This is a genomic window from Geodermatophilus maliterrae (assembly GCF_041018925.1).
In the GTDB taxonomy this organism is placed as follows: domain Bacteria; phylum Actinomycetota; class Actinomycetes; order Mycobacteriales; family Geodermatophilaceae; genus Geodermatophilus; species Geodermatophilus maliterrae.
The window spans coordinates 13,025-34,385 of record NZ_JBFNXQ010000023.1 but is presented as its reverse complement, the minus strand read 5'-3'; the positions used below and the strand labels follow the sequence as shown (position 1 = coordinate 34,385).

Below are 21,361 nucleotides of genomic sequence, written 5' to 3'. Positions count from 1 at the left end.
GGGCGGCCGCCCTCAGCGCAGCGGCGCCCACCAGCGCAGCCGCGTGCCGCCGTCGGGCCGCGGCTCGACCAACGCCCCGCCGCCGCGCCGGGCCGCGCGCTCGTGCAGGTTGCGCAGCCCGCTGCGCGCGGCGCGCGGGTCGATGCCCCGGCCGTCGTCCACGACCTCCAGGACCACCTCGTCACCGACGTCCAGGGTCACCGTCACCGACGACGCGCCCGAGTGCCGGGCGGCGTTGCTCACCGCCTCGCGGGTGACCGCCTCGAGGTCGGCGGCCAGCTCTCCGGTGACCAGGCTGTCCAGCGCCCCCGACATGCGCACCGTCGGGCGCAGGGCGCTGCCGGCGGTCTCGGTGACGACGTCGAGCACCCGCCGGCGCAGGCTCGTCCCGCGCGCGGCCTCGCCGGTGGTGTGCAGGTCGAAGATCGTCGTCCGGATGTCGCGCACCGTCTCGTCGAGCTGGCCGACGACCGCCTCGATCCGCCGCCGCGCCTCGCCGTCGGGGATCCGGGGGAGGACGGACTGCAGGCCCAGTCCCGCGGCGAACACCCGCTGGATGACGTGGTCGTGCAGGTCGCGGGCGATGCGGTCGCGGTCCTCGTAGACGTCGACCCGCCGCGCGAGGCGCTGCTGCGCGGCGAGGTCGAGCGCGACGGCCGCCTGGTCGGCGAAGGACCCGATGAGCGAGGCGAGGGCGGCGTCGAAGGGTGCCGCTCCGGCCCGGCGGGCGGCGATGAGCACGAGGTCCTCGGCGTGCGCGCTGCGCAGCGGGACGGCGGTGCACGGCCCCCAGCCGACGTGGGCGTTGGGCCCCTCGTACGACAGCCCGCTCATGTCCAGGGTGACGACCCCGTCGGTCGCGGCGGCCGCCTCGAGGACCGGGCTCTCCGCGGTGGTGAGCCGCCGGCCGGTGAGGTCGTCGAGCCCGTCCCCGACCTGGACCCGCACCGCGTAGGTGTGGTCGGCCGGGTCGGGGACGGCCATGATCCACGTCCCGTCGGCCTCGGCGAGCGCGGCCACCCGCTCGGCGATCAGCCGCAGCGCCTCGTCCGGCGTCGAGGCGTTCAGCAGGCTCGCCCGCACGTCGGAGACCGCGGTCATCCACCGCCGGCGGGTCTCGCCCTCCTCGTAGAGGCGTGCGTTGTCGATGGCGATGCCGGCGGCACCGGCGAGGGCGGTCAGCACCGCCTCGTCCTCCACGGTGAACTCACCCTGCCGCTTCTCGGTCATGTAGAGGTTGCCGAAGACCTCGCCGCGCACCAGCACGGGGACGCCGAGGAAGGTCCGCATCTCCGGGTGCTGCGGCGGGAAGCCCACCGAGGAGGGGTGCCGGCCCAGGTCGGGGATGCGCAGCGGCCGCGGCTCGGTGATCAGCTGGCCCAGGACGCCCTTGCCCTCGGGCAGCGACCCCATGCGGGCGGCGTGCTCGTCGTCGATCCCGACGTGGATGAAGGCGGCCAGCCCGCCGCCGGAGGCGAGGACGCCGAGCGCCCCGTACCGGGCGTCGACCAGGTCGGCGGCGGCCTCCACGATGCGCCGCAGGGTGGTCTCGAGGTCCAGCCCCGTGGACACGGTCAGGAACGCGTCGAGCAGGTGCTGGACGCGGCCCTGGTTGCGGGCGAGGACGGCGAGCCGTTCCTGCACCTCGTCGAGGAGCTCGGTCAGCCGCATCCCGGCCAGCGGGGACACCACGGCCGCGGGAGCTCCGGATGGCGAAGACGGCATGGTGGGACCTCCGTCGTCGAGCCTGGCACGGGCCCCCGGGAGGCGGAACCCCTCCGTTCCTCCGCCGGGCCGGCCGTCGTGACGGGACCTGGGACCCCGGTCGGCGCCGCCCTTGGTCCGTACCGCCCCGGGACGCCGGCCGCCAGTCTCGGGACAGGCCACCGGCGCCCCGGGGGCGACTGCCCCCGGACCCCGCCGGTGGGGTGGGGAGGACGTCGTGTCCGACAACCGTTCGCCGTATCCCGTGCGGGTCGACGCGTCGCTCGACGCCTCGCTCTCCCGCGGGCTGTGGCTGGTCAAGTGGCTGTTGCTGATCCCGCACTACGTCGTGCTGTTCTTCCTGTGGATCGCCTTCACGGTGGTGGGCGTGGTGGCGTTCTTCGCGATCCTGTTCACCGGGCGCTACCCGCGGGCGCTGTTCGACTTCAACGTCGGCGTCCTGCGCTGGTCCTGGCGGGTCCACCACTACGGCTACGGGGCCCTGGGCACCGATCGCTACCCGCCGTTCACCCTCGCCGACGTGCCGGACCACCCGGCGCACCTCGATGTGACCTATCCCGAGCGGCTGTCCCGGGGCCTGATCTTCGTGAAGTGGCTGCTCGCCCTCCCGCACTACCTCGTCCTGGCCCTGTTCGTCGGCGGGGGCGTGTGGTTCGGCGCCGGCTGGGGGTCCGGGGACGACGCCTGGGACGACGGCTGGGCCTTCGGTGGCCTGGTGGCGCTGCTGGTGCTCGTCGCCGGTGTGGTGCTGCTGTTCACCGGCCGCTACCCGAAGCCGCTCTACGACTTCGTGCTCGGCATGGACCGCTGGGCCCTGCGGGTGGCCGCCTACACGGGGCTGATGACCGACCGCTACCCGCCGTTCCGCCTCGACATGGGCGGCACGGACCCCGGCTCGGTCCCGGCCGGCCCGCTGCCGACCGCGCCGGCCGGCGGGGTGGCCGCACGGCCGGTCACCGCTCCCGCCGCGTCGCCGTCGGGCGGCTGGACGGCGGGACGTGTGGTCGCGGTCGTGGTCGGTGCGCTGCTGCTGCTCGCCTCCACCGGTCCGCTGGCCGCCGGCGGCGCGCTGCTGTGGGCCGACCAGGTCGAGCGCGACGACGCCGGCTTCGTGTGGACCCCGGACGCCACCGTGAGCACGGCGGAGTACGCGCTCGTCAGCGAGGGCGTCGTGCTGGAGGGCGAGGGGCTCGACTGGGTCGTCGACGACCTGCTGGGCACCGCCCTGCTCGAGGTGACGCCCGCGGACCCTGATGACGAGCTGTTCGTCGCGGTCGGGCGCACCGCCGAGGTCGACGAGTACCTGAGCGGCGTGGGCCGCGGGGTGCTCGGCTCGCTCGGCTCGCGCGACGACGCGACGGACGACCTGCGGCCGGTTCCCGTCCCCGGCGGCCCACCGGCCGTGCCCCCGGGCGAGACCGACGTCTGGGCGGCGTCGGCGACCGGGAGCGGGACGCAGGTGCTCGACTGGCGTCCCGCCGAGGGGAACTGGACGGTCGTGGTGATGCGGGCCGACGGCAGCGCGGACGTGTCCGCCGACATCCGGGCGGCGGCCACGGTGCCGGGGCTGACCTGGCTGGCCGTGGGCCTGCTGGTCCTCGGGCTCGTCCTCGCCGGTCTCGGGGTCCTGCTGATCGCGAACGCGGTGCGCCGGGCCGGCCAGTACCCGCCGTCCGGTGGTGTCCCGGCCCAGTGGACCCCGCCTCCGCCGGTGGCCGTCCCGGGCGGCGGGCCCGCCCGCAGCTCCCCGCCGGCACACGCCCGCTGAGGACCCGCGGGCCCCTGACCGTGAGCACGCCGGTCAGGGGCCCGCGCGTGCGCCTCGGGCGGTCGGCCGGGCAGGCCCCGTGTCGATCATCGGGTCGTTGCCGTTCCCCGCGGCGTGTCCGCGCGTGTCGGCGGCAACGAGTCGATGGTCAACTGCTGATGACCAGCTCCAGCCCCTCCTCGGTCTCGGCGGCCAGCGCCCGGCCGACGGCGACCGCGTGGGTCATCCGCAGGCTGCCGGCCAGCCACAGCAGGACGTCGTGCAGCCGCAGCCGGGTGATCGGCCTTCCGAGGAGCGTCGCCGCCGCCGACTCCAGCCGGGTGAACGCCCCGGTGTTGGCGCGCAGCTCGCGGGAGACGACGGCCTCGGGCCCGCTGTCGCCCTCGACGACGTGCCCGGAGAGCTGGCGGCGGGTGACACCGTCGAGCAGCGGCACGAGCGACGGGTGCCGGTGGTGCAGCGCGGCGACGACGTGGCGGGCGCCGGGCCGGTCGCCGAGCCCGCGCAGCAGCGCGCCGACGGTGCCGGGCTCGGCGAGCACGGAGAACTCGTCGTCCGGGAGCTCCCAGAAGGCCCGCCCGGCGGCGCGGTCCTCGAGGGCCTGCGCGAGCGGCCGGACGTCGTCCAGCGCGCTGCGGACCTGGCGCCAGCCGGCCGGGTCGAGCCGGCCGTGCAGGCCCTCGGCGAGCAGGACGTCGCGGTCGGTGGGCGCCGGCCCGGTCTCGCGGCGCTGGCCGTCGAAGCGGTCGAACCCGTAGGCGAGCACCTGGAACCACCGGCCCTGCGGCGCGCTGGGGGAGCGGAAGAAGAGCGGACGGCGTCCGCGCGCGTAGCCGAGGACGGCGGCCAGTGCGGTGGGCAGCGGGATCGGGTCGGGCCCGGCGCTGGGGAGGACGAGGGCGGCGTCGTCCCGTCGTCCCCCTGTCACGGCCTCATTGTCTCCGGCGGACGGGCTGCCGCGGGGACCGATGAGTCGTGGCGGGGCGGACGGTCTTCCCTCGTATGACGATCGACCTGGGCCCGGCCGCGGCCGCGGTGACGACGGTGGTGGCCGGGGTGCGCGACGACCAGCTCTCCGCGCCCACCCCGTGCACGGGCACGCCGGTGGCCGGCATCCTCGACCACCTCGCCGGGCTGACGCTGGCCTTCCGGATGGCCGCGGAGAAGACGCCGATGGACGGCGCCCCGCGGGCCTCGGCCGACCACCTGCCGGCCGACTGGCGCACCCGCATCCCCGGGCAACTGGACGCGCTGGCGGCGGCCTGGCGGGAGCCGTCGGCGTGGGAGGGCACGGCGTCGGCCGGGGGAGTGGAGATGCCGGCCGAGGTCTGCGCGCAGGTGGCGCTCGACGAGGTCGTCGTCCACGGCTGGGACGTCGCCGTCGCCACCGGCCAGCCCTACGCCGTCGACGACGCCTCGGCCGAGGCCGCCCTGGGCTTCGTGGCGTCCTTCGGCGACGACCGGCCGCCGGACCTCTTCGGCCCGCGCGTGCCGGTGCCCGACGACGCCCCGGCGCTCGACCGGCTGCTCGGCGCCACCGGCCGCGACCCGTCCTGGCGGCCGCCCGGCTGAGGGCCGAGGCTCGGTCGGAACACCTACGCCGACCCGAGCTCGCCCGTGCTGGTGTCGATGACGTCGAGGCCCGTCGCCCGCCACGCGCGCAGCAACGCCGCGTCGCCGGCCAGTGCGACAGTCGTCGGTCCGGCCAGGCTCAGTGCCGCGGCGTAGTGGAGGGCGTCGAAGCCGCGCAGGGACTGGTCCCGCGCGAGCTGCGCCGCCCGGCGCACCAGGGTGTCGGTGACCTCGACGACGTCGACCTGCGCCCAGATCACGTCGAGGCCGGCGCGCGCGGCCTGGTGTGCAGGAGCGGTCAGGCGTCCGAGCCGCTCGGCGCGTGCGAGGGCGGCCGCGACCTCCACGTACAGGACGCGACTGGCCACGACCGCGTCAGCGGTGGCCCATACCCGGCGGCACGCCGACGCGCCCGGCTCGTCCTCGACGAGCAGCGGGACAGCGGCCGAGGAGTCGAAGTAGGCGATCACCCACGCTCGTCGATCACGAGCTCGCTGACCGAGCCCGTGGCGCGCACCGGCTCGGGCAGGGAGCGCCGGCGCTCTCCGGCAGGCTGGACGACGCCTTCGGCGATCAGCCGTTCCAGCGCGGTGGGTTGCCCCACCGGGACGATCCGCGCGACCGGCCGCCCATGGTCGGTGACCGTGATCGTCCGGCCGGATCGCACGTCGGCCAGGTAGCGGCTGAGGCCGTCACGCAGTTCGCGGACCCCGACCGACCGCATGCGGCCTCCCTTGTGGCTACCTTCAGTGGTGTCAATGTAGCCATCGCGGGCGGCCCCGTCCACGGGCGTCGTGTGGCTGATGGACTGCCCGTGTCCAGCAGGCGGCCGAGTCAGGAGACGGTGCACGGTGCCACCGGCCGCGACCCGTCCTGGCGGCCGCCCGGCTGAGGGCCGAGGCTGGGGGCGTGCGTCCCCTCGACGGGCGGACCGTGCTGATCACCGGTGCCACCGCCGGCCTCGGTCGGGCGCTGGCCCGCGACCTCGCCGGCCGCGGGATGACCGTGCTGGTGCACGGCCGCGACGAGGCGCGCGGGCGGTCGGTGGTGGACGAGCTGGGCTCGCGGGCGCGGCTGTACCTCGCCGACCTGGCCTCGCTGGCGCAGGTGCGGGCGATGGCCGAGGCGGTCCGGGCCGACGTCGACCGCCTCGACGTGCTGGTGAGCAACGCCGGCATCGGCCGGGACGTGCCCGGCGGCCCGGATCCTGTCGACGGTCGACCTGGCCGAGGAGCTCGCCGGGACCGGGGTGACGGTCAACGCGCTGCACCCGGCGACGTTCATGCCGACGAAGATCGTCGCCACGCCGACGTCGACCACCGCGGAGGGTGTCGAGGCGACGGCGCGGCTGGTGGTCGACCCGGCGCTGGCGGGCCTGAGCGGGCGCTACTTCGACGGGCTGCGCGAGACTCGGGCGCACGAGCAGGCCTACGACGCGGCCGCCCGGGCGCGGCTGCGGGCGGTGTCGGAGGAGCTGACCGCAGCCGGGTGACGGCGTCGTCCGCCACCCGGCGCGGCCGTCGTCAGCTCTGGCCGGCCTTCTCCTTCTCGTACCGCTCGGTCATGGTGGCCACCGCCTGCATCTGCTGGGCGGCGTAGTCCTCGCGCTTGCCCATGGCGTGCTCCTTGGCGTCCAGGGTCGACTGCGCGTGGCTGATCTCCCCGCCCTGGAAGTGCGGCATGACGTGCTGGGCGATGAGCTCCCACGAGCGCTTGGTGGCCTGCGGGTCGGCCCACTCGTGGCCGAGCAGCAGCATGGCGCCGAACCCGCCGGACTGGTCCCACAGCCGCTGCACCTGGGCGCGGGCGTCCTCGACGGTGCCGATGGCGCCGACGCCGGCCTCGTTGATGAAGTCGATCATCTCCTTGGCGTCGCCGCCCTCGACCGCCATCTGCGGGAACGCCGCCGTCTTCTGGAAGTAGCGGAACCAGGTCTCGATGCCGAACTGGACGTCGGCGTACGCCTGCTCCCGGGTCTCGGCGATGTGCATCAGACCGACCAGCCGCCAGTCGCGCCGGGAGACGGTCTGGCCGAAGTGCTGCGCGCGCTCCTCGACGACGCTCCAGTGGTGGGCCAGGGCGTCGAAGCCGTCCTTGCTGAGGGTCGCGCCGATCGACAGCAGCCCGATGCCGTGCCGGCCGGCCATGCGCGGCCCGGTGGGGGAGGCGACGGCGGCGACGGCGACCTCGAAGCACGGCTGGGTGTAGGGCCGCAGGTGCAGCCGGGCGTTGACCAGGTTGTGCGTCTTGGTCTGCTCGGTGACCGTCTCGCCGCGCAGCAGCCGCATGATGATGTCGAGGTCGACCTCGAGCAGCTCGCGGGTGTCGGTGGGGTTGAGCCCCAGCATCATCGAGTCGGTGGGCAGCGAGCCGGGGCCGCAGCCGAGCATCGCCCGCCCGCGGGTGAGGTGGTCGAGCAGCACCATGCGCTCGGCCACCCAGAGCGGGTTGTGGTAGGCGATCGAGGTGACGCCGGTGCCCAGCTTGATGTGCCGTGTGCGCTCGGCGGCCGCGGCGATGAAGATCTCCGGCGAGGCGATGATCTCCGTGCCGGCCGAGTGGTGCTCGCCGATCCAGGCCTCGTCGTAGCCGAGCCGGTCGAGGTGCTCGACGAGCTCGAGGTCGCGCTGCAGGGCGAGCGTCGGGTTCTCCCCGGCGGGGTGGAACGGGGCCAGGAAGGTGCCGAAGCGCAGCCGGTCCATGGGTTCTCCTCGGGTTGGCGGTTCCCGGAACGTAATCCAGGTCACACTCCCGTGGCGATGCCCCCGGGCGAGTCAGCCGACGACGAAGGCGGTGGACGACGGGGCGTCGCTGGTGATGCAGGAGCCGATGACGGTGAGCCGGTCGCCGGCCAGCGCCACCCGGCCGAAGGTGGCCTGGCCGTCGCACAGCCGCACGTCGCCGACCTGCTCGCCGCTGGCCAGGTCGAGCGTGATCACGCCGGACTCGACCTCGAAGCCGGCCACGGGCAGGTGGGCCGCCCGCCCGTCGGGGGTGACGGCGAAGTCGGCCGGGACGCGGTCGGTGCCGGGGACGGCGTGCGAGGCCGTCACCTCGCCGTCCGCCACGGTCACGATGCGGAACGGGTCGTCGCCGGAGCCCGCCGTCAGGGTGGCGACGGCGGTGCCGTCGTCGGCGAGCCGGAGGGCGGACGGGATGCTGGCCGGGCGGTCGGGGGCCAGCTCCACCGGGCCGTCCACCGGCTCGAGCTCCTCGTCCCAGGTGGCCAGGACGGCGACGTCGGCCAGGTCGGGGGCGCGGGCGTCGCTCAGCAGCGCGGTCGGCCCGCCGTCCTGCCGGACGGCGAGGGCGTGGACGGTGAGCCCCTCCTCGAGGTCCGTCTCGGCGAGGACGTCCCCGTTGGCGACGTCGACGGCCGCGAGCGTGCCCGGCTCGGTGGCCGCGTACAGGCGGCGGCCGTCAGGGGAGAGGGCGGCCGTGGTGACGGGCCCCTTGAGGTCGAGCTCGGTGACCGTGGGCGCGGACCCGTCGGCCGGGACGGCGGTGAGCCGGTCCGGGCCGGTGATCAACGCGGTGCCGTCGGGGGTGACGAGCAGCTGGGTGCCGACGTCGTCGATGCGCCGGACGTCGCCGATTCCCTCCGCGCTGAGGAGGGCGAGGTAGCCGACGGCCGGGTCGGCGGTGTCGCCGAGCAGCGCGAGCGCGCCGCCGTCGTCGGTGGGTGCGAGGTCGAGGACGTCGACGCCGCCGGGCGCGACGGCGTCGAGGTCGACGGTGCCGAGGGCCTCGGTGAACGGCCGGGGTGGCGCGGGCTCCTCGGACCCGCTGGTGCAGCTCGTGGCCATCAGCGCGACGAGGGCCAGGACGGCGCGGCGGGCGGGCGGCATGGGGGCTCCGGGAGTCGGTGCCCGAGTGTGCGTATGCGCAGACCGGGGCGGCAACCGCGGGGCTCGCTGACGCCGTCGTCCGGCGCCGTGGTCTGATGCCGTGGCGGGCCGGCGGCAGTGCCGAGTCCCCCTGATCCGGAGGTGCGCTCGTGGCTGACGCTGAGGTCCTGCTCGAGGTCGACGGCGGCGTGGCGGTGGTGACGCTCAACGCGCCCGACCGGCGGAACGCGCTGACGCCGCAGATGGCCGAGGAGCTCATCTCGGTGTTCGACGAGGTGGACGCCCAGCCGGAGGTCGGCGCGCTGGTGGTGCGCGCGGCGGGCAGGTCGTTCTGCGCCGGCGGGGACATCGCGACGCTGACCAACGCCGGCAAGGACCCGGCCGCGCCGGACGCCTACGAGGGTATGAGCCGGATCTACGACTCCTTCTACCGGCTGGGGCAGGTGAAGGTGCCGACGATCGCGGCGGTGCGCGGGTCGGCGGTGGGCGCCGGGATGAACATGCTGCTGGCGGCCGACCTGCGGATCGTGGCGTCCGACGCCCGTCTCATCGCCGGCTTCCTCAAGCGGGGGATGCACCCCGGCGGCGGGCACTTCGTCATCCTGTCGCGGCTGATCGGCCGCGAGGCCGCCGCGGCGATGGCGCTGTTCGGCGAGGAGGTCGACGGGACCAAGGCCGTGGAGCTGGGCCTGGCGTGGGAGGCGGTGGACGACGCCGCCGTCGAGGACCGCGCCCTGGAGCTGGCCCGTCGCGTTGCCGCCGACCCCGAGCTCGCGCGGGTGGCCGTGGGCAACTTCCGCAAGGAGGTCGTCAACGGCGCGGTGAGCTGGGAGGTGGCCACCCAGTTCGAGCGCCCCGCGCAGATGTGGTCCATGCGCCGCTCGGCCGGCTGACGTCCGCACGGTGGCGTGACCCGGACGGTGCGCACGACAGCGCCCGGCCCGGCGGAGGCCGGGACGCTCCCGTACCGAGCCGACGTTCACCGCTGGCCGCAGGCGCGGAAGCCGCCGTCCTCCTCCATGACGAGCACCTCCAGGCGGTGCCTCTCGTCGGCCCGGGCGAGCTGCACGTCGACGACGTAGGACTGCGGCGAGGAGCGCCCGTCGGGACGTGCCTCCCCGACGGTGATGGTCAGGCCGTCGTCGAGCGGCCCGACGACGGCGACCGCCGCCTCCTGCGTCCAGATCCAGTCGGCGAGTGCCCCGAAGCGGAGTCGCTCGCTGTGGCACAGCAGCTCCCAGGACGCTTCCCGGTCGTGGCGCTGGTTGGCGGCCAGGAAGGCCTCGGCAACCTCCTCCGGCGAGTCCGGCCACGAGGTGAGGGCGCGGTGCGTGACGATGCCGGTGACCACCGCGACCACCGCGACCACCGCGAGGACCGTCCCGCCGATCAGCAGGAGTCGGCTGCGTCGCCTGCGCGGACCGCGGACGGCAGGTGGCGGGAGGACGACCGCGCCGGGGTCGGCCGGCCAGCCTCAGGGGCCGGCCACCCACGGATGGGCGTCGCGGCCGTCCGGCGACCAGCCCTGCTGCGGCGTCACCGGAGGTGGCCCCCGGCTCGGCGGACCGTCGCCCGACCGACCCGCACGAAGAAGCCCGGCGACTCCACCAGTGGCTCGATCCGGCCGCCGGCGGCGAGGTGCAGGCTCCACGTGCCGTCGAGCGCATCGTCGAGGACCTCGTGGAGGGCGCCCGCCCACTCCGCGTCGTCCTCGGTCTCGACCGGCTCGCCGGGACGGCGGAGCGCCATGGCCAGGTGGACGTCGTCCCCTCCGAGCTGGGGTCGCCACCTCGGGGTGGACGTCGAGGAGGACGGGGACCGATCGCCGGTCGGGCCGGGCGGGGACGTCCTCGACGGGGACCAGGACGGGGGACTGCCGGCCGTCGGCGCCGAGCCAGGTCAGCCAGAGACTGCGGGCTTCGAAGTGCAGAGGCGTCAGCAGGCCGACCCAGCGTCGGGTCAGCGCGAGGGACGAGCGGATCGGGACGTCGGCGAGAGATGGTGTCGTCACGCGGGACACCGTGACAGCGCGCAGAGGCACGACCGGGGTTTTCCACAGGTCGCGGAGGGCGGAGCCCGACCGAGGGGGCGACCGCGGAGCCGCGCGGGTCAGACGGTGACCTCGTCCGGCAGGGCCGCGATGTCCAACCCCGCCCCTCCTGGGCGATGGAGACGCTGGTGTCCGGGAGTCCGCGACTCAGCAGATGGGCCCGAGCTCGTCGGTGTCTCCGGTCGGGGCACGCAGCTCCTCCCGCGGTGCCGGGTCGGCCTGAGTCCTCGTCAGCCGCGCGGCGAGCACCTCCATCGGCGTCCAGCGCGAGCGCTGCTCGTGGATCGGGCCCAGTTCGGCAACGGGCTCGCCGTCCACCGTGATCTGCACGACCCTGCCGACACTCCTGATGGGAGACGCGGCAGGCCGACGGTGCGGTGGTCGGCTCGCGTTCGCCGTCCGGACCGGGCGAGCGACCACAGAGTGGCCGGGCGGGGCCCGGTACGGGTCAGTCCGCGTCGTCCTCGTCCAGCCCGCGCACCGCCGCGAGGAAGGCGCCGGCGGATGCGTCGACGGCGGCCAGGGCGTCGTCCGTGAGCTCCTGCCGGAGGCCGCGCTCGGCGTGCCCGAAGCGGATCAGGTCGCGGAGCAGGTCCGGTGCGCGGTCGAGGTGCGGCGTCCCGGAGGAGAGGAACAGCAGGTCGGGTCCGAGCACGCGGCGGACGTTGCGCCGGCTCCAGAGGAGCGGGTCCCCGATGCCGTTGGCGCTGCCGGCCGCCAGCACCTCGTCGAGCAGCGGACGCAGCTCGACGTCCGACCACGGTGCACCCCCGGCGAGGAAGCGGTCGGCGATCTCGTCGAGCTCGTCCTCCGACAGGTCCTGCAGCACGTCGCCCCGGCCGCCCCCGGGCAGCAGCGACAGCATCCACTCGACGAGCGGGCGCGACTGGGCCCAGGTCTCGGACCCGAGCCGACCGGGACCGAGGTCGAGTTCCTGCAGGGCCGCGGTGATGCGGGCGCGGGCGTCCGCGGGAGCGATGTCGCGCACGCGGACGTCCGGCTCGTCGTCCTCGACCAGCAGCGGGACCACCGAGGCGAGCGGGGACTGCACGACGTACCCGTCGGTCGCGACGGCGCCGAGGTCGTTGTCGATGCGGACGACGGCGGTGAGGGGGTGGCCGCCGGGCACAGTGACACCGACGAGCAGCTCGTCGGCGTCCCGGAACACCGTGCTGATCTCGACCGCCCGGTCGACCGGCGTGGAACGGTCCAGCTCCGCGAGCCAACGGGGGAGCACGTGCCCGCGTTCGGCGATCTCGCGGCGCACCCGTCGCCGGAGGTCGGGATCGGCGGTCAGCGTGGCGATCGCCAGCAGGGCGGCCGACGTCTCGACCCGGTCGACGCCGGAGAGGCTGCGGACCAGGTCGTCCATCGTGCCGGCGGGGTCGTCGGCGCCGGCGGCGACGCCGAGCACGACGCCGATGCTGCCGAGGAGAGAGCCGGGCGTGGGGGAGTCGACCCCGTCGCGCAGGGCGTCCATCAGCTCCGCCTCGGGTGAGGGTCGTCGCGGCCCCGGACGGCGTGGCCTGGCTCGCTTCCTGCTCTTCGGCATCGCCGGCAGACGCTACTGCCGTCCTCCGACGCGACCAGCCGGTCACTTCCCCGGCCGTGTGGACACCGCCGAGGACTGTCGCCCTCCCGCGATCGCGAGTACTCTGAGTAAGCAAGGAGGAACAGTGAGTACTGCGGTCTGGGCGTTCGTCGGCGTGGTGGTCGGCGGGCTGCTCACGGTCGCGGCCCAGGCCACGGCCGAGTCCCTCAAGGCCCGTGCCGCGGTACGGGCGCGGCAGGACCAGCGGGAGCGCGCGTCGCGCGAGTTCCAGCGCGACACCCTGATCGAGCTGCAGGCCGCGATGGCCGACTACCGGGCGGCGCTGGTCCGGGACAGGAGCCAGATCCTGCCCCTGCGCAGCACGGAGACCCAGCTCTCGGCTGCCCGGTCGAGGTACCAGATGCTCGTGCACCGCGTCTCGTCGCCCCCTGCTCGGGAGGCCGCCCTGCAGTGGGAGGTGGCGGCACTGCCCTGGTTCCAGGGCGACGACGCCGGCACCGCCGCGGCGGAGGCCGAGGCGTGGGAGACGGCGATGCGGATCACGGGTGAGGCCGTCCGCGCCACCGACTGAGTGCCGTCAGGCGGTCTGCAGGCGCTCCGCCACGCCGTGGTCCCGGGCCGCCTCGAGGAGGTACTGCCAGAACTCCCGGCTGACGTGCACCGCGCGGAGCGCCGCGGCGCCGCCGTCGACCAGTACGCGGGTGACGAGCTCGTCGGCGAAGGACGGGGTGCCGGCGACCATGCGCCGGAAGTCGACCACGATGACGGCGCCGGCCATGCGGTGACCGAGGCCCTCGACCAGCGCCCGGGCACGCTCACGTCCGCCGCTCAGCTGCGGGACCTCGATCGGGGGAAGGACAGAAGTCACGATCGCGGACCTCCTCACAGGCTCAGTCGCACGTGCGCGAGCGTACCGGGATAGGACGCGGGGAGATCGGTCAGTTCGGGGTCCGGTCGGCCGCGTCGGAAGGTGCCGCTGGCCTGCCCGCTGACCAGCGTCACGCTGCCGCGGTGCTCGCCCGTGATGCCGATGACCCGGCTGATGCCGCGCCCGCGCCCCGGGCGGTCGATGGAGGACACGTGCACCTGCGCCGCGCGCACGATCGCCGTCCGGTCGTCGGGCACGGGGACCGCCTCGGCGAGCCGCTCGCGCAGGCCGATGCCGCTGTCGCCGACGGCGAACGAGATGTCCCCCCGGTTGTCGTAGCGCTGCAGCGCCACGTAGCCGTGCATCCGGGTGCTGTGCTCCAGGACGTTCCGGGCCATCTCGTCGAGCGCCGCGTACAGCGGCTGGATGAGCTCCGGGTGGTCGTCGACGTAGGTCTGCACGAGAGCGGCGGCGACGGTGTCCAGTCCGGCCTCTCCGTCGAACCGGCGCAGCTCGACGAGCCGGTGGCCCAGCCGGCGCTCCCGGACCTGGGGGAGGTCGTGGACCACGTCGAGCACCCCGAGCTCCTCACCGAGCCGCATCCGGGTGAGGTAGTTGGCGACGTCGCCGCCCTCGGGCTTGGTGAAGAGGATCGGACGGTGCAGCAGCGCCGCCCGCTCGGCGACGACGGCGAGGCTGACCAGGCCCGCCGGGTCGATGAACCGGAGCCGGGTCAGGTCGATCCGGACGGGCCCGGTGCCGCACGCGGGACGCAGGTGTCCGCCGATCTCGTCGTACGTCAACACGCCGTTCGTGGTGACCGCGATGTCGACGCAATCGGCCCTGGTCATCTCCGTTACATCATCGACCAGGTTCCCACAGTTGAGTAACGGCCCGGTCCTCGTGCGTGAGGGAAGGTGCGGACGGTCGCGGGGTGGGCGCTCCGCGTCAGGCCCGGGCGTCCGTGTGCCGGGGGTCGTCGTAGCCGGGCAGCCACCGGCGGACCTCGCCGTCGACGGCCACGGTGGCGCCGAGGGAGCAGAGGACGCCGGTCATCCCGACGGCCACGCGCTGGAGCAGCAGGTGGCGCGGCGGGATGGTCAGCCGGCGCTGGGTGCGGGAGGTGGCGCTGAACGGATCGGAGGCGAGCCGGGTCTGCTCCTGGATCCAGGCCCGGCTGAAGCCGTAGGTGGGGCTGCGCAGCGGTTGCAGGTAGCGGTCGAGCAGCGCCATCAGGGCGTCCGGGGTCACGGCGCTCGGCTGCAGGAGTCCCGCGGAGGCGGCGATGCGGTGCAGGGTCACGGCGTCGCCGTCCCGGCCCGCGGCGAGCAGCGGTCCGAGTCGCGGAGGCCAGCCGTCCGGCATGGCCTCGGTGGCCCCGAAGTCGAGGACGCCGAGCCGGCCGTCGGGCAGCAGCCGGAAGTTGCCGGGATGGGGATCGCCGTGCAGCCGGCGGGCGCGCGCGGGGGCGGAGGCGAACAGCCGGACCAGCAGCAGGCCGGCGCGGTCCCGGTCGCCCTGGCTGCCGTCGGCGATCACCCGGGACAGCGGCGTGCCGTCGATCCACCGGGTCACCAGCACGCGGTCGGCGACGGCGAGCACGTCGGGGACGGCGATGTCCGGATCGTCGCGGTAGGCGTCGGCGAACGCTGTCTGGGTGTCGGCCTCGTGGCCGTAGTCGACCTCCTCGACCAGCCGCGCGCGCAGCTCGGCGAGCAGCTGCCGGGCGTCCAGGCCGGGCACGGCGGCCTGCACGACCGGTGCCACTGTCTGCATCACCCCGAGGTCCGCGACGAGCGCCTCGCCGGCGCCCGGGTACTGGATCTTCACCGCCACGGGCGTGCCGTCGGACCAGGTGGCGCGGTGCACCTGCCCCACACTGGCCGCCGCGACCGGCCGGTCGTCGAAGTCGCGGAGCAGCTGCCGCCAGCTCGTCCCGAGAGCCGTGTCGAGCTGCTGGTGCACCATCGCCGCCGGCATGGCGGGTGCCGCCTCCTGCAGCCGGACGAGCGCCTCGCGGTAGGGGCCGGCCAGCTGCTCGGGCAGGGCGGCCTCCATCGCCGACATCGCCTGGCCGACCTTCATGGCCCCGCCCTTGAGCTGCCCGAGGGTGGCGAACAGCTGCTCGGCGGTGCGCTGCTGCACCTGCGCGGCGACCGCTTCCGCGGGGCGGCCGCCGATCCGCTTGCCGATCCCGACGGCGGTGCGACCGGCGTACGCGGCCGGCAGCGCGGCGAGCCGGGCGGTGCGGGCGAGGCGGCTGCGCGTCGGCCGGCCGTTCCCGGACTGGTCCACCGGCGGACGGTAGCGCCGACCAGGTCGGTCAGTGGACGCCGCGCTCCTGTCCGGCCCAGTAGGGCTCGCGCAGTGTCCGCTTGAGCACCTTGCCGGCGGCGGAGAGCGGCAGCGCGTCGACGACGTCCATCGACCTCGGCGTCTTGTACCCGGCGAGCCGGTCGGCGCAGAAGGCCCGCAGCTCCTCGAGGGTGACGGTGGCGCCGGACGCCGGGACGACGACGGCGTGCACGCGCTCGCCCCAGGTCTCGTCGGGGACGCCGATGACCGCGCACGTGGCCACGGCCGGGTGCTGGGCGAGGACGTTCTCCACCTCGACCGAGTACACGTTCTCACCGCCGGAGATGATCATGTCCTTGAGGCGGTCGGTGAGGTACAGGTAGCCGTCGTCGTCCATCCAGCCGGCGTCGCCGGTGTGCATCCAACCGCCGCGCAGCGCCTCGGCGGTCTCCTCCGGACGGTCCCAGTAGCCGAGCATCACGTTGCCGCCGCGGACGACGACCTCGCCGACCTCGCGGCGGGGCAGCTCGACGTCGTCCGGGCCGACGACGCGGACCTCCGCGTGCGGGGCGGCGCGGCCGACGGAGCGCCGGTGCCTGGGGTCCTCGTGGTCCTCGGGGGTGAGCACGGTGGCCGCCGGGGCGAGCTCGGTCATGCCGTAGGCCTGCATGAACCGCGCGTTGGGCAGGGCCTTCATCGCCCGGCCGAGCAGGGCGTCGGACATCGGGGAGGCGCCGTACAGGACCAGGCGGACGCTGGTCAGGTCGAACTCGTCCACCCGCGGGTGGTCCACCACCAGCTGGATCATCGTGGGTACCAGCAGCACGTCGGTGACGCCGTGCGCCTGGACGGCGGTCAGCACGGCGACCGGGTCGAACACCGGGATCATCACCTGCGTGCCGCCGACGACGGTGGCACCGACCCAGTTGGAGAACGCGGCGAGGTGGAACATCGGCGCCGAGTGCAGGCCGACCAGGCCGGGCGGGAAGTGGACGGCGGCCAGCCCGCCCATGGACGACGTCAGCAGGTTGTCGTGGCTGAGCTTGACGCCCTTGGACCGGCCGGTGGTGCCACCGGTGTAGAAGACGCCGGCGAGCTCGCTGCCACCGCGGCGGACGTCCTCGACCGGCTCGGAGTCCGCGATCAGCTGCTCGAAGGCGAGCATGCCGTCGGGAGTCGGGCCGTCACCCGCGTGGACGACGTGCTGCACCCCGCTGTGAGCTGCCCTGATGCCGTCGACGCACCCAGCGAAGACGTCGTCGACGACGAGGACCCGGGCATCGACCTCGGCGAGGGAGTCGGCGATCTCGGGGACGCTCCACCGGATGTTGACCGGGACGAGGACGCCGCCGGCCCAGAGCGTCGCGCCGAGGAACTCGGAGAAGCGGTCGGAGTTCAGCGACAGGATGGCCGCGCGCTCGCCGTCCCGGATGCCGAGCCGTTGGAGCGCGGCCGCCAGGCGGGCGATCCGGTCGACCGACTCGGCGTGCGTCCGGCTGCGACCGGCGCAGACGGTGGCGATCTCGTCCGGCCGCTGCTGGACGTGGCGGTGCAGACCCTGGGTGACGTACACGGCGACCTCCCGATCCGGTGGGTCCGGATCGTGGTTCCGACGGAGCCCGCGTCGCCAGGGGCGGACGGCCCGGGGCCGCCCACCCTCGTGCCGGCGGTCCCCCTCGGCGGGCGACCGGCCGTGCCCCGCACCGTGCGTAGCAGCTGGTTGCTGCGGACGGAGGATCGCCGGATGCCGCCGATCCCGGCGCACGGCCGCCTTGAACGGCACCGGCTCCGCTGGCAGCCTGCCGGTGCTCGCCGCCACCGCTCCGGCCCCGCCGTGGGTTCCGCGGGACACCGGGCCTCGAGCGGTGCCCGAGCCGAACCGGACAGAGGGGAGGCCGACGTGAAGTACGTGCTCCAGTGGACCACCCGGTCCCGAGGGTCGGGCCAGGAGAACCTGGCGACCATGAAGCGCTCGCTCGAGGTGTTCAGCAAGTGGACGCCGAGCGCGACCATGCTCCAGTTCGTCGGCCGGGTCGACGGGCGAGGTGGTTTCGCCGTCGCCGAGACCGACGACCCGACCGCCCTGGCGAAGGACTGCGCGATCTTCAGCCCGTTCCTCGACTTCGAGGTGTACCCGGTCCTGGACATCGAGCAAGGGGCCGCCGTCCTGCAGGACGCGGTGGACTACAACGAGGCCCGGTGATCTCCCGGTGAGGGACGCCGAGGTCCGTCGTATCCGGCACTGCTGACCGGAGCGCAGTCCCGGGTGCCGTGCGGCGCCCGGGACTGCGCCCGTGTCGCGGCCTCAGCGGACGGCGCCGTCCACACGGAGCTGTGTGCCGACACGGTGTCGAACCGGCCGCCGGGAGCCTGCTGCACCACTGCTCCAGTGAACCGGCCGCCGAGCGCCGGCTCGCTCAGCTCCCGGGCCCATCCCTCGGTGCAGATCCGGTGCTGGCGCTGATCACCGCCGCGGCGGGCGTTCCCGACCGGCTGGTGCGTACCGATCGGCTGCCCGACGGCGAACATGCCGTCGCAGGGGGCGTCACCGGAGGGGGACGGCTCTGCGGCCGCGCTGGTCCGCCGACTCACCCGATGACGAAGGCGGTGGTCGAGGGGCCGCCATCGTCGATGCACGAGCCGGCGACGGTGAGGGTGCTGCCGTCGGCGGAGGGCGCGATCGCGCCGAAGGCGCCGGCTCCGCCGCACAGCGCGACGGTCGCGGTGCGCTCGCCGGTGGCCAGGTCGATCGCCGTCAGCTCGGCCGGGTGGTACGAGGCGGACAGCACCACGTAGGCGACGCGACCGGGAGGGTCGACGGCGAGGTCGAGGGCGGTGTCGTCGGTGCCCTCCAGGTCGGCCACGGTCCGCACCCGGCCGTCGACGACGGTGACCAGCCGACCGGCGTCGAGCGCCTCGTTGACGTACATGGCGGCGACGACGGTGCCGTCGGCGGTCACCCGCAGGGCGGTCGGCGTGCCGCTGCCGTCGGGGTCGAGCTCGACCGGGTCGCCGTGCGGGCGGAGGTCGGGGGTGAGGCGGAGGAGGACGACGCCGTCCTGGTCCACCAGCGCGGTCAGGCCGCCGTCCGGTGCCCGGGCGAGGTGGGTGACCGGGCCAGGTGCGGCGGCGGTGGTCCGGACGGCGCCGGTGCCGGCGTCGACGGCGGCCAGCCGGGTGTCGCGGGCGAGGTAGAGGGTGTCGCCGGCGAGGAGGACGGCGGCCGGGGGTCCGCCGAGGGGGAGCGGGAGGACGGCTCCGCCGACCGGGGTCAGCGCGGTGCCGACGATCAACGGCGTGCCGTCATCGGTGATGACGAGCTCGCTGTCCGGCTCGACGGCGGGGATGGCGGTCGTAGCACCGCTCGGTAGGCGGACCAGCCAGCTCTGGTCGGCGCCGGCTGCGCCGACGAGGGCCACGGGTGGGCCGTCGGGGGCGGTCGCGAGGTCGTAGAAGACGACGTCCGTGCCGACGGCGTCGTCGACGTCCACGGTGTCCAGGACGGTGTCGATCCGGGGACCGGCGGTTCTGTCCCCGCCGGTGCAGGCGGTCACGAGCAGGACCGCCAGTGCTGCCGCGGCGGCGCGGGACATGCCGTGTCCCCGGGCTGAGGATCAGGTACGGCCGTGGGCGGGTTGTCGTCGCTCGAGCTCCGCCATCAGCTCGGCGACGACCTCGGCGGCCGGCCGGATGTCGGTCACCGAGCCGACGCCGGCTCCCGCGTACATGGCCATCGCGTCGAGGTGACCCTCGGCGCCGGCCACAGGTGGGAGGCCGGACCCCCGCCCCACGGGGACCCGGGCGCCGCCCATGATCACCGTCCCGACGACGTCGTCGTCCAGCTCGGCGAGCCGCTCCACCGCGTCGCGCAGCACCCGGGCCCGTGGGCTGGTGGCGCAGAGGGGGCAGTCGGCGAAAGCGTCGGTGATGACGGTGCAGTCGCCGACGGCGTCGACGACGGCCCACTTGTACGCCGGGTGGGCGCCGGACTCGCTGGTCGCTAGGAAGCGCGTGCCGATCCGGGCACCGGCCGCGCCGGCCGCCATGACCTCGGCGAAGGCCAGTCCGTCGCTGATACCTCCGGCCGCGAGGACGGGGACCTCGACCGCGTCGAGCACCTCGTGCAGGAGGGGGAGGAGTGGCTCGGAGCCCCGGACGTGCCCGCCGGCTTCGACCCCCTGGACCGTGACGACGTCGCAGCCGGCGTCCACCGCGGCGCACGCCTCCGCGACCGACCCGACCTGCCAGTTGACGAGTGCCCCGGACCGGTGGGCGAGCTCCACCCGCCGCGGCGAGGGCTCGGACCAGAAGAAGTCGACGAGCCGCACCCGCTCGGCGGCGGCTCCGATCACCTGGTCGTCGACGTCCTCGCTGGTGAAGTTGGCGCACAGCACGCCGGAGGTGCGTCGGCGCATCCCGTCCAGGCGCCGGAGCAGGACCTCCGGAGGGAGGCCGAGCGCGTTGACCGTGCCGACGCCGCCAGCCTCGGCGACCGCCACCACCAGGTCCGGCGGGGAGATCGCCCCCATCGGGGCCTGCTGGATGGGAACGGAGCAGCCGACCAGCTCGGTGAAGGGCGTCTCCATGGCCGGCCTCCCTTCGGCGCGGTGGCCGAACGGTCCCGCCGGCCGCGGGCTCCGTCAAGGCGCTCGACGGGACCGGGGCCGGCCAGGGCCGGGAGTGCGGCCACTCGGCAGTCCCGGCGAGGCGGCTGTGCCTCGGGCGGGCCGCTGTCCTCCGAGGTCTCCGGCGGGCCGTGGGGCCCCGGTGTCCGCAGTGCGGTGGCCCTCGCGTGGTCGCGGTCCTTGCACTCGTCCCTGCGCGGCGGGACGCTCGCCGCCGCATGACGGAGGTGGACATGGACCAGCGGGCGCTCGTGGCGGGTGTGTTCGACCGGGCGGCGGAGACCTACGACCGGGTCGGGGTCGAGATGTTCGGCCCGATCGCGGAGCGGCTCGTCGACGAGTTGCGGCTGCGGCCGGGGGAGCGGGTGCTGGACGTCGGGTGCGGCCGGGGCGCCGTCCTCTTCCGGGCCGCGGAGCGGGTGGGGCCCACCGGTGGCGTGGACGGAGTGGACCTCGCTCCGCGGATGGTCGAGGCCGTCCGGGAGGAGGCGCGAGCGGCCGGGCTCGAGGTCGAGGTGTGGGTCGGCGACGCGCAGGACCCGGCTCCGGGATCGGGCCCCTACGACGTCGTCGCGTCGTCCCTGGTGCTGTTCTTCCTGCCCGACCCGGCCGCCGCCCTGCGCTCCTGGCGCGAGCTCCTGGTGGACGGCGGCCGGCTGGGAGTGACGACCTTCGGCGGCTACAGCGACTCCTGGAAGGCCGTCGACGGTCTGCTGGCGTCGTACCTGCCGCCGGGCGTGCGCGATCCCCGCAGCACCGGCGGGGCCGGACCGTTCGGCTCCGACGAGGGCGTCGAGGAGCTGGTGCGCGGCGCCGGGTTCACCGACGTCCGGACGGCGCACCTGACCGTGCCGGTGCGCTTCGCCGACCAGGACCACTGGCACACCTGGTCCTGGTCGGTCGGCCAGCGGGCGATGTGGGAGGCGGTGCCCGAGGCCGAGCGGGAGGACGTGCGTGCCGAGATCTACCGCCGGCTGCAGCGGTGCCGCGACGCCGAGGGCCGGATCGGGTTCGACCAGGACGTCCGGGTCACCCTGGCCCGGCGCGGGGAGCCGTAG

General features: G+C 75.0%; 23 protein-coding genes and 1 pseudogene. 8 read left to right on the top strand and 16 right to left on the bottom strand.

What is annotated here, in order from left to right; translation table 11 throughout:
• Positions 1–12 precede the first annotated feature (12 nt).
• Complete coding sequence (locus ABQ292_RS09560; RefSeq protein WP_369205632.1) at positions 13–1,725, bottom strand: GAF domain-containing sensor histidine kinase; 1,713 nt, start codon at positions 1,723–1,725, stop codon at positions 13–15.
• A gap of 217 nt (positions 1,726–1,942) precedes the next feature.
• On the opposite strand from ABQ292_RS09560, the gene ABQ292_RS09555 reads away from it, so the two are divergent.
• Positions 1,943–3,493, top strand: coding sequence for a DUF4389 domain-containing protein (locus ABQ292_RS09555; RefSeq protein ID WP_369205630.1), 1,551 nt, complete (start codon positions 1,943–1,945; stop codon positions 3,491–3,493).
• 148 nt (positions 3,494–3,641) lie between these two features.
• On the opposite strand, the gene ABQ292_RS09550 is transcribed toward ABQ292_RS09555, so the two are convergent.
• The gene (locus ABQ292_RS09550) at positions 3,642–4,421 is read right to left on the bottom strand and encodes a DUF6308 family protein (protein ID WP_369205628.1); all 780 of its coding nucleotides are present in this window, start codon (positions 4,419–4,421) and stop codon (positions 3,642–3,644) included.
• Positions 4,422–4,495: 74 nt separating this feature from the next.
• On the opposite strand from ABQ292_RS09550, the gene ABQ292_RS09545 reads away from it, so the two are divergent.
• Positions 4,496–5,065 (top strand): TIGR03086 family metal-binding protein, encoded by a 570-nt coding sequence (locus ABQ292_RS09545; protein ID WP_369205626.1) that lies wholly within the window; start codon positions 4,496–4,498, stop codon positions 5,063–5,065.
• Positions 5,066–5,088: 23 nt separating this feature from the next.
• Here ABQ292_RS09545 and ABQ292_RS09540 read toward each other — a convergent pair whose 3' ends face one another.
• Positions 5,089–5,535 (bottom strand): type II toxin-antitoxin system VapC family toxin, encoded by a 447-nt coding sequence (locus tag ABQ292_RS09540; protein ID WP_369205624.1) that lies wholly within the window; start codon positions 5,533–5,535, stop codon positions 5,089–5,091.
• Positions 5,532–5,852: a type II toxin-antitoxin system Phd/YefM family antitoxin gene (locus ABQ292_RS09535; protein WP_369205622.1), complete on the bottom strand. Its 321-nt coding sequence runs from the start codon at positions 5,850–5,852 to the stop codon at positions 5,532–5,534. Before ABQ292_RS09535 ends, ABQ292_RS09540 begins: the two co-directional genes overlap by 4 nt.
• A gap of 122 nt (positions 5,853–5,974) precedes the next feature.
• Here ABQ292_RS09535 and ABQ292_RS09530 point away from each other — a divergent pair.
• Together ABQ292_RS09530 and ABQ292_RS09525 are read left to right on the top strand one after the other, a co-directional pair.
• Positions 5,975–6,244: pseudogene (locus ABQ292_RS09530) on the top strand (SDR family NAD(P)-dependent oxidoreductase); the annotation flags it as partial.
• A 70-nt stretch (positions 6,245–6,314) separates the two neighbouring features.
• Entirely contained in the window at positions 6,315–6,557 is a 243-nt protein-coding gene (locus tag ABQ292_RS09525) for a Rossmann-fold NAD(P)-binding domain-containing protein (RefSeq protein WP_369205675.1), read from the top strand.
• A gap of 31 nt (positions 6,558–6,588) precedes the next feature.
• Here ABQ292_RS09525 and ABQ292_RS09520 read toward each other — a convergent pair whose 3' ends face one another.
• Complete coding sequence (locus tag ABQ292_RS09520) at positions 6,589–7,767, bottom strand: LLM class flavin-dependent oxidoreductase (protein ID WP_369205620.1); 1,179 nt, start codon at positions 7,765–7,767, stop codon at positions 6,589–6,591.
• A gap of 72 nt (positions 7,768–7,839) precedes the next feature.
• Positions 7,840–8,913, bottom strand: a complete 1,074-nt coding sequence (locus tag ABQ292_RS09515; protein ID WP_369205618.1) for a WD40 repeat domain-containing protein — start codon at positions 8,911–8,913, stop codon at positions 7,840–7,842.
• A 149-nt stretch (positions 8,914–9,062) separates the two neighbouring features.
• Here ABQ292_RS09515 and ABQ292_RS09510 point away from each other — a divergent pair, with 149 nt between their 5' ends.
• Positions 9,063–9,806: an enoyl-CoA hydratase/isomerase family protein gene (locus tag ABQ292_RS09510; protein WP_369205616.1), complete on the top strand. Its 744-nt coding sequence runs from the start codon at positions 9,063–9,065 to the stop codon at positions 9,804–9,806.
• Positions 9,807–9,892: 86 nt separating this feature from the next.
• Here ABQ292_RS09510 and ABQ292_RS09505 read toward each other — a convergent pair whose 3' ends face one another.
• The 4 genes from ABQ292_RS09505 to ABQ292_RS09490 all read right to left on the bottom strand — a co-directional run bounded on the left by ABQ292_RS09505 (position 9,893) and on the right by ABQ292_RS09490 (position 12,443).
• Positions 9,893–10,282, bottom strand: coding sequence for a hypothetical protein (locus ABQ292_RS09505; protein ID WP_369205614.1), 390 nt, complete (start codon positions 10,280–10,282; stop codon positions 9,893–9,895).
• Positions 10,283–10,449: 167 nt separating this feature from the next.
• Positions 10,450–10,662, bottom strand: coding sequence for a hypothetical protein (locus tag ABQ292_RS09500; protein ID WP_369205612.1), 213 nt, complete (start codon positions 10,660–10,662; stop codon positions 10,450–10,452).
• Positions 10,663–11,110: 448 nt separating this feature from the next.
• The gene (locus tag ABQ292_RS09495) at positions 11,111–11,293 is read right to left on the bottom strand and encodes a hypothetical protein (protein ID WP_369205610.1); all 183 of its coding nucleotides are present in this window, start codon (positions 11,291–11,293) and stop codon (positions 11,111–11,113) included.
• 118 nt (positions 11,294–11,411) lie between these two features.
• Positions 11,412–12,443: a hypothetical protein gene (locus tag ABQ292_RS09490; protein ID WP_369205608.1), complete on the bottom strand. Its 1,032-nt coding sequence runs from the start codon at positions 12,441–12,443 to the stop codon at positions 11,412–11,414.
• A 196-nt stretch (positions 12,444–12,639) separates the two neighbouring features.
• On the opposite strand from ABQ292_RS09490, the gene ABQ292_RS09485 reads away from it, so the two are divergent.
• On the top strand, positions 12,640–13,086 hold the full coding sequence (locus tag ABQ292_RS09485; RefSeq protein ID WP_369205606.1) for a hypothetical protein: 447 nt from the start codon (positions 12,640–12,642) through the stop codon (positions 13,084–13,086).
• A gap of 6 nt (positions 13,087–13,092) precedes the next feature.
• On the opposite strand, the gene ABQ292_RS09480 is transcribed toward ABQ292_RS09485, so the two are convergent.
• From ABQ292_RS09480 to ABQ292_RS09465, 4 genes are all read right to left on the bottom strand, one after another.
• Entirely contained in the window at positions 13,093–13,383 is a 291-nt protein-coding gene (locus ABQ292_RS09480; RefSeq protein WP_369205604.1) for a hypothetical protein, read from the bottom strand.
• 14 nt (positions 13,384–13,397) lie between these two features.
• A complete protein-coding gene (locus ABQ292_RS09475; RefSeq protein WP_369205602.1) occupies positions 13,398–14,234 on the bottom strand; it encodes an ATP-binding protein in 837 nt (278 codons plus the stop codon).
• Between the two features lie 97 nt (positions 14,235–14,331).
• A complete protein-coding gene (locus ABQ292_RS09470; protein ID WP_369205600.1) occupies positions 14,332–15,678 on the bottom strand; it encodes an ABC1 kinase family protein in 1,347 nt (448 codons plus the stop codon).
• A gap of 28 nt (positions 15,679–15,706) precedes the next feature.
• Positions 15,707–17,251: an acyl-CoA synthetase gene (locus tag ABQ292_RS09465; protein ID WP_369205598.1), complete on the bottom strand. Its 1,545-nt coding sequence runs from the start codon at positions 17,249–17,251 to the stop codon at positions 15,707–15,709.
• 327 nt (positions 17,252–17,578) lie between these two features.
• Here ABQ292_RS09465 and ABQ292_RS09460 point away from each other — a divergent pair, with 327 nt between their 5' ends.
• Positions 17,579–17,881 (top strand): DUF3303 domain-containing protein, encoded by a 303-nt coding sequence (locus tag ABQ292_RS09460; RefSeq protein WP_369205596.1) that lies wholly within the window; start codon positions 17,579–17,581, stop codon positions 17,879–17,881.
• Between the two features lie 385 nt (positions 17,882–18,266).
• Here the strand turns inward: ABQ292_RS09460 and ABQ292_RS09455 are convergent, their stop codons facing one another.
• Positions 18,267–19,271 (bottom strand): WD40 repeat domain-containing protein, encoded by a 1,005-nt coding sequence (locus tag ABQ292_RS09455; RefSeq protein ID WP_369205594.1) that lies wholly within the window; start codon positions 19,269–19,271, stop codon positions 18,267–18,269.
• Between the two features lie 21 nt (positions 19,272–19,292).
• Positions 19,293–20,264 (bottom strand): NAD(P)H-dependent flavin oxidoreductase, encoded by a 972-nt coding sequence (locus tag ABQ292_RS09450; RefSeq protein ID WP_369205592.1) that lies wholly within the window; start codon positions 20,262–20,264, stop codon positions 19,293–19,295.
• A 257-nt stretch (positions 20,265–20,521) separates the two neighbouring features.
• Between ABQ292_RS09450 and ABQ292_RS09445 the strand changes: the two genes are divergently transcribed.
• Positions 20,522–21,361: a class I SAM-dependent methyltransferase gene (locus ABQ292_RS09445; protein ID WP_369205590.1), complete on the top strand. Its 840-nt coding sequence runs from the start codon at positions 20,522–20,524 to the stop codon at positions 21,359–21,361.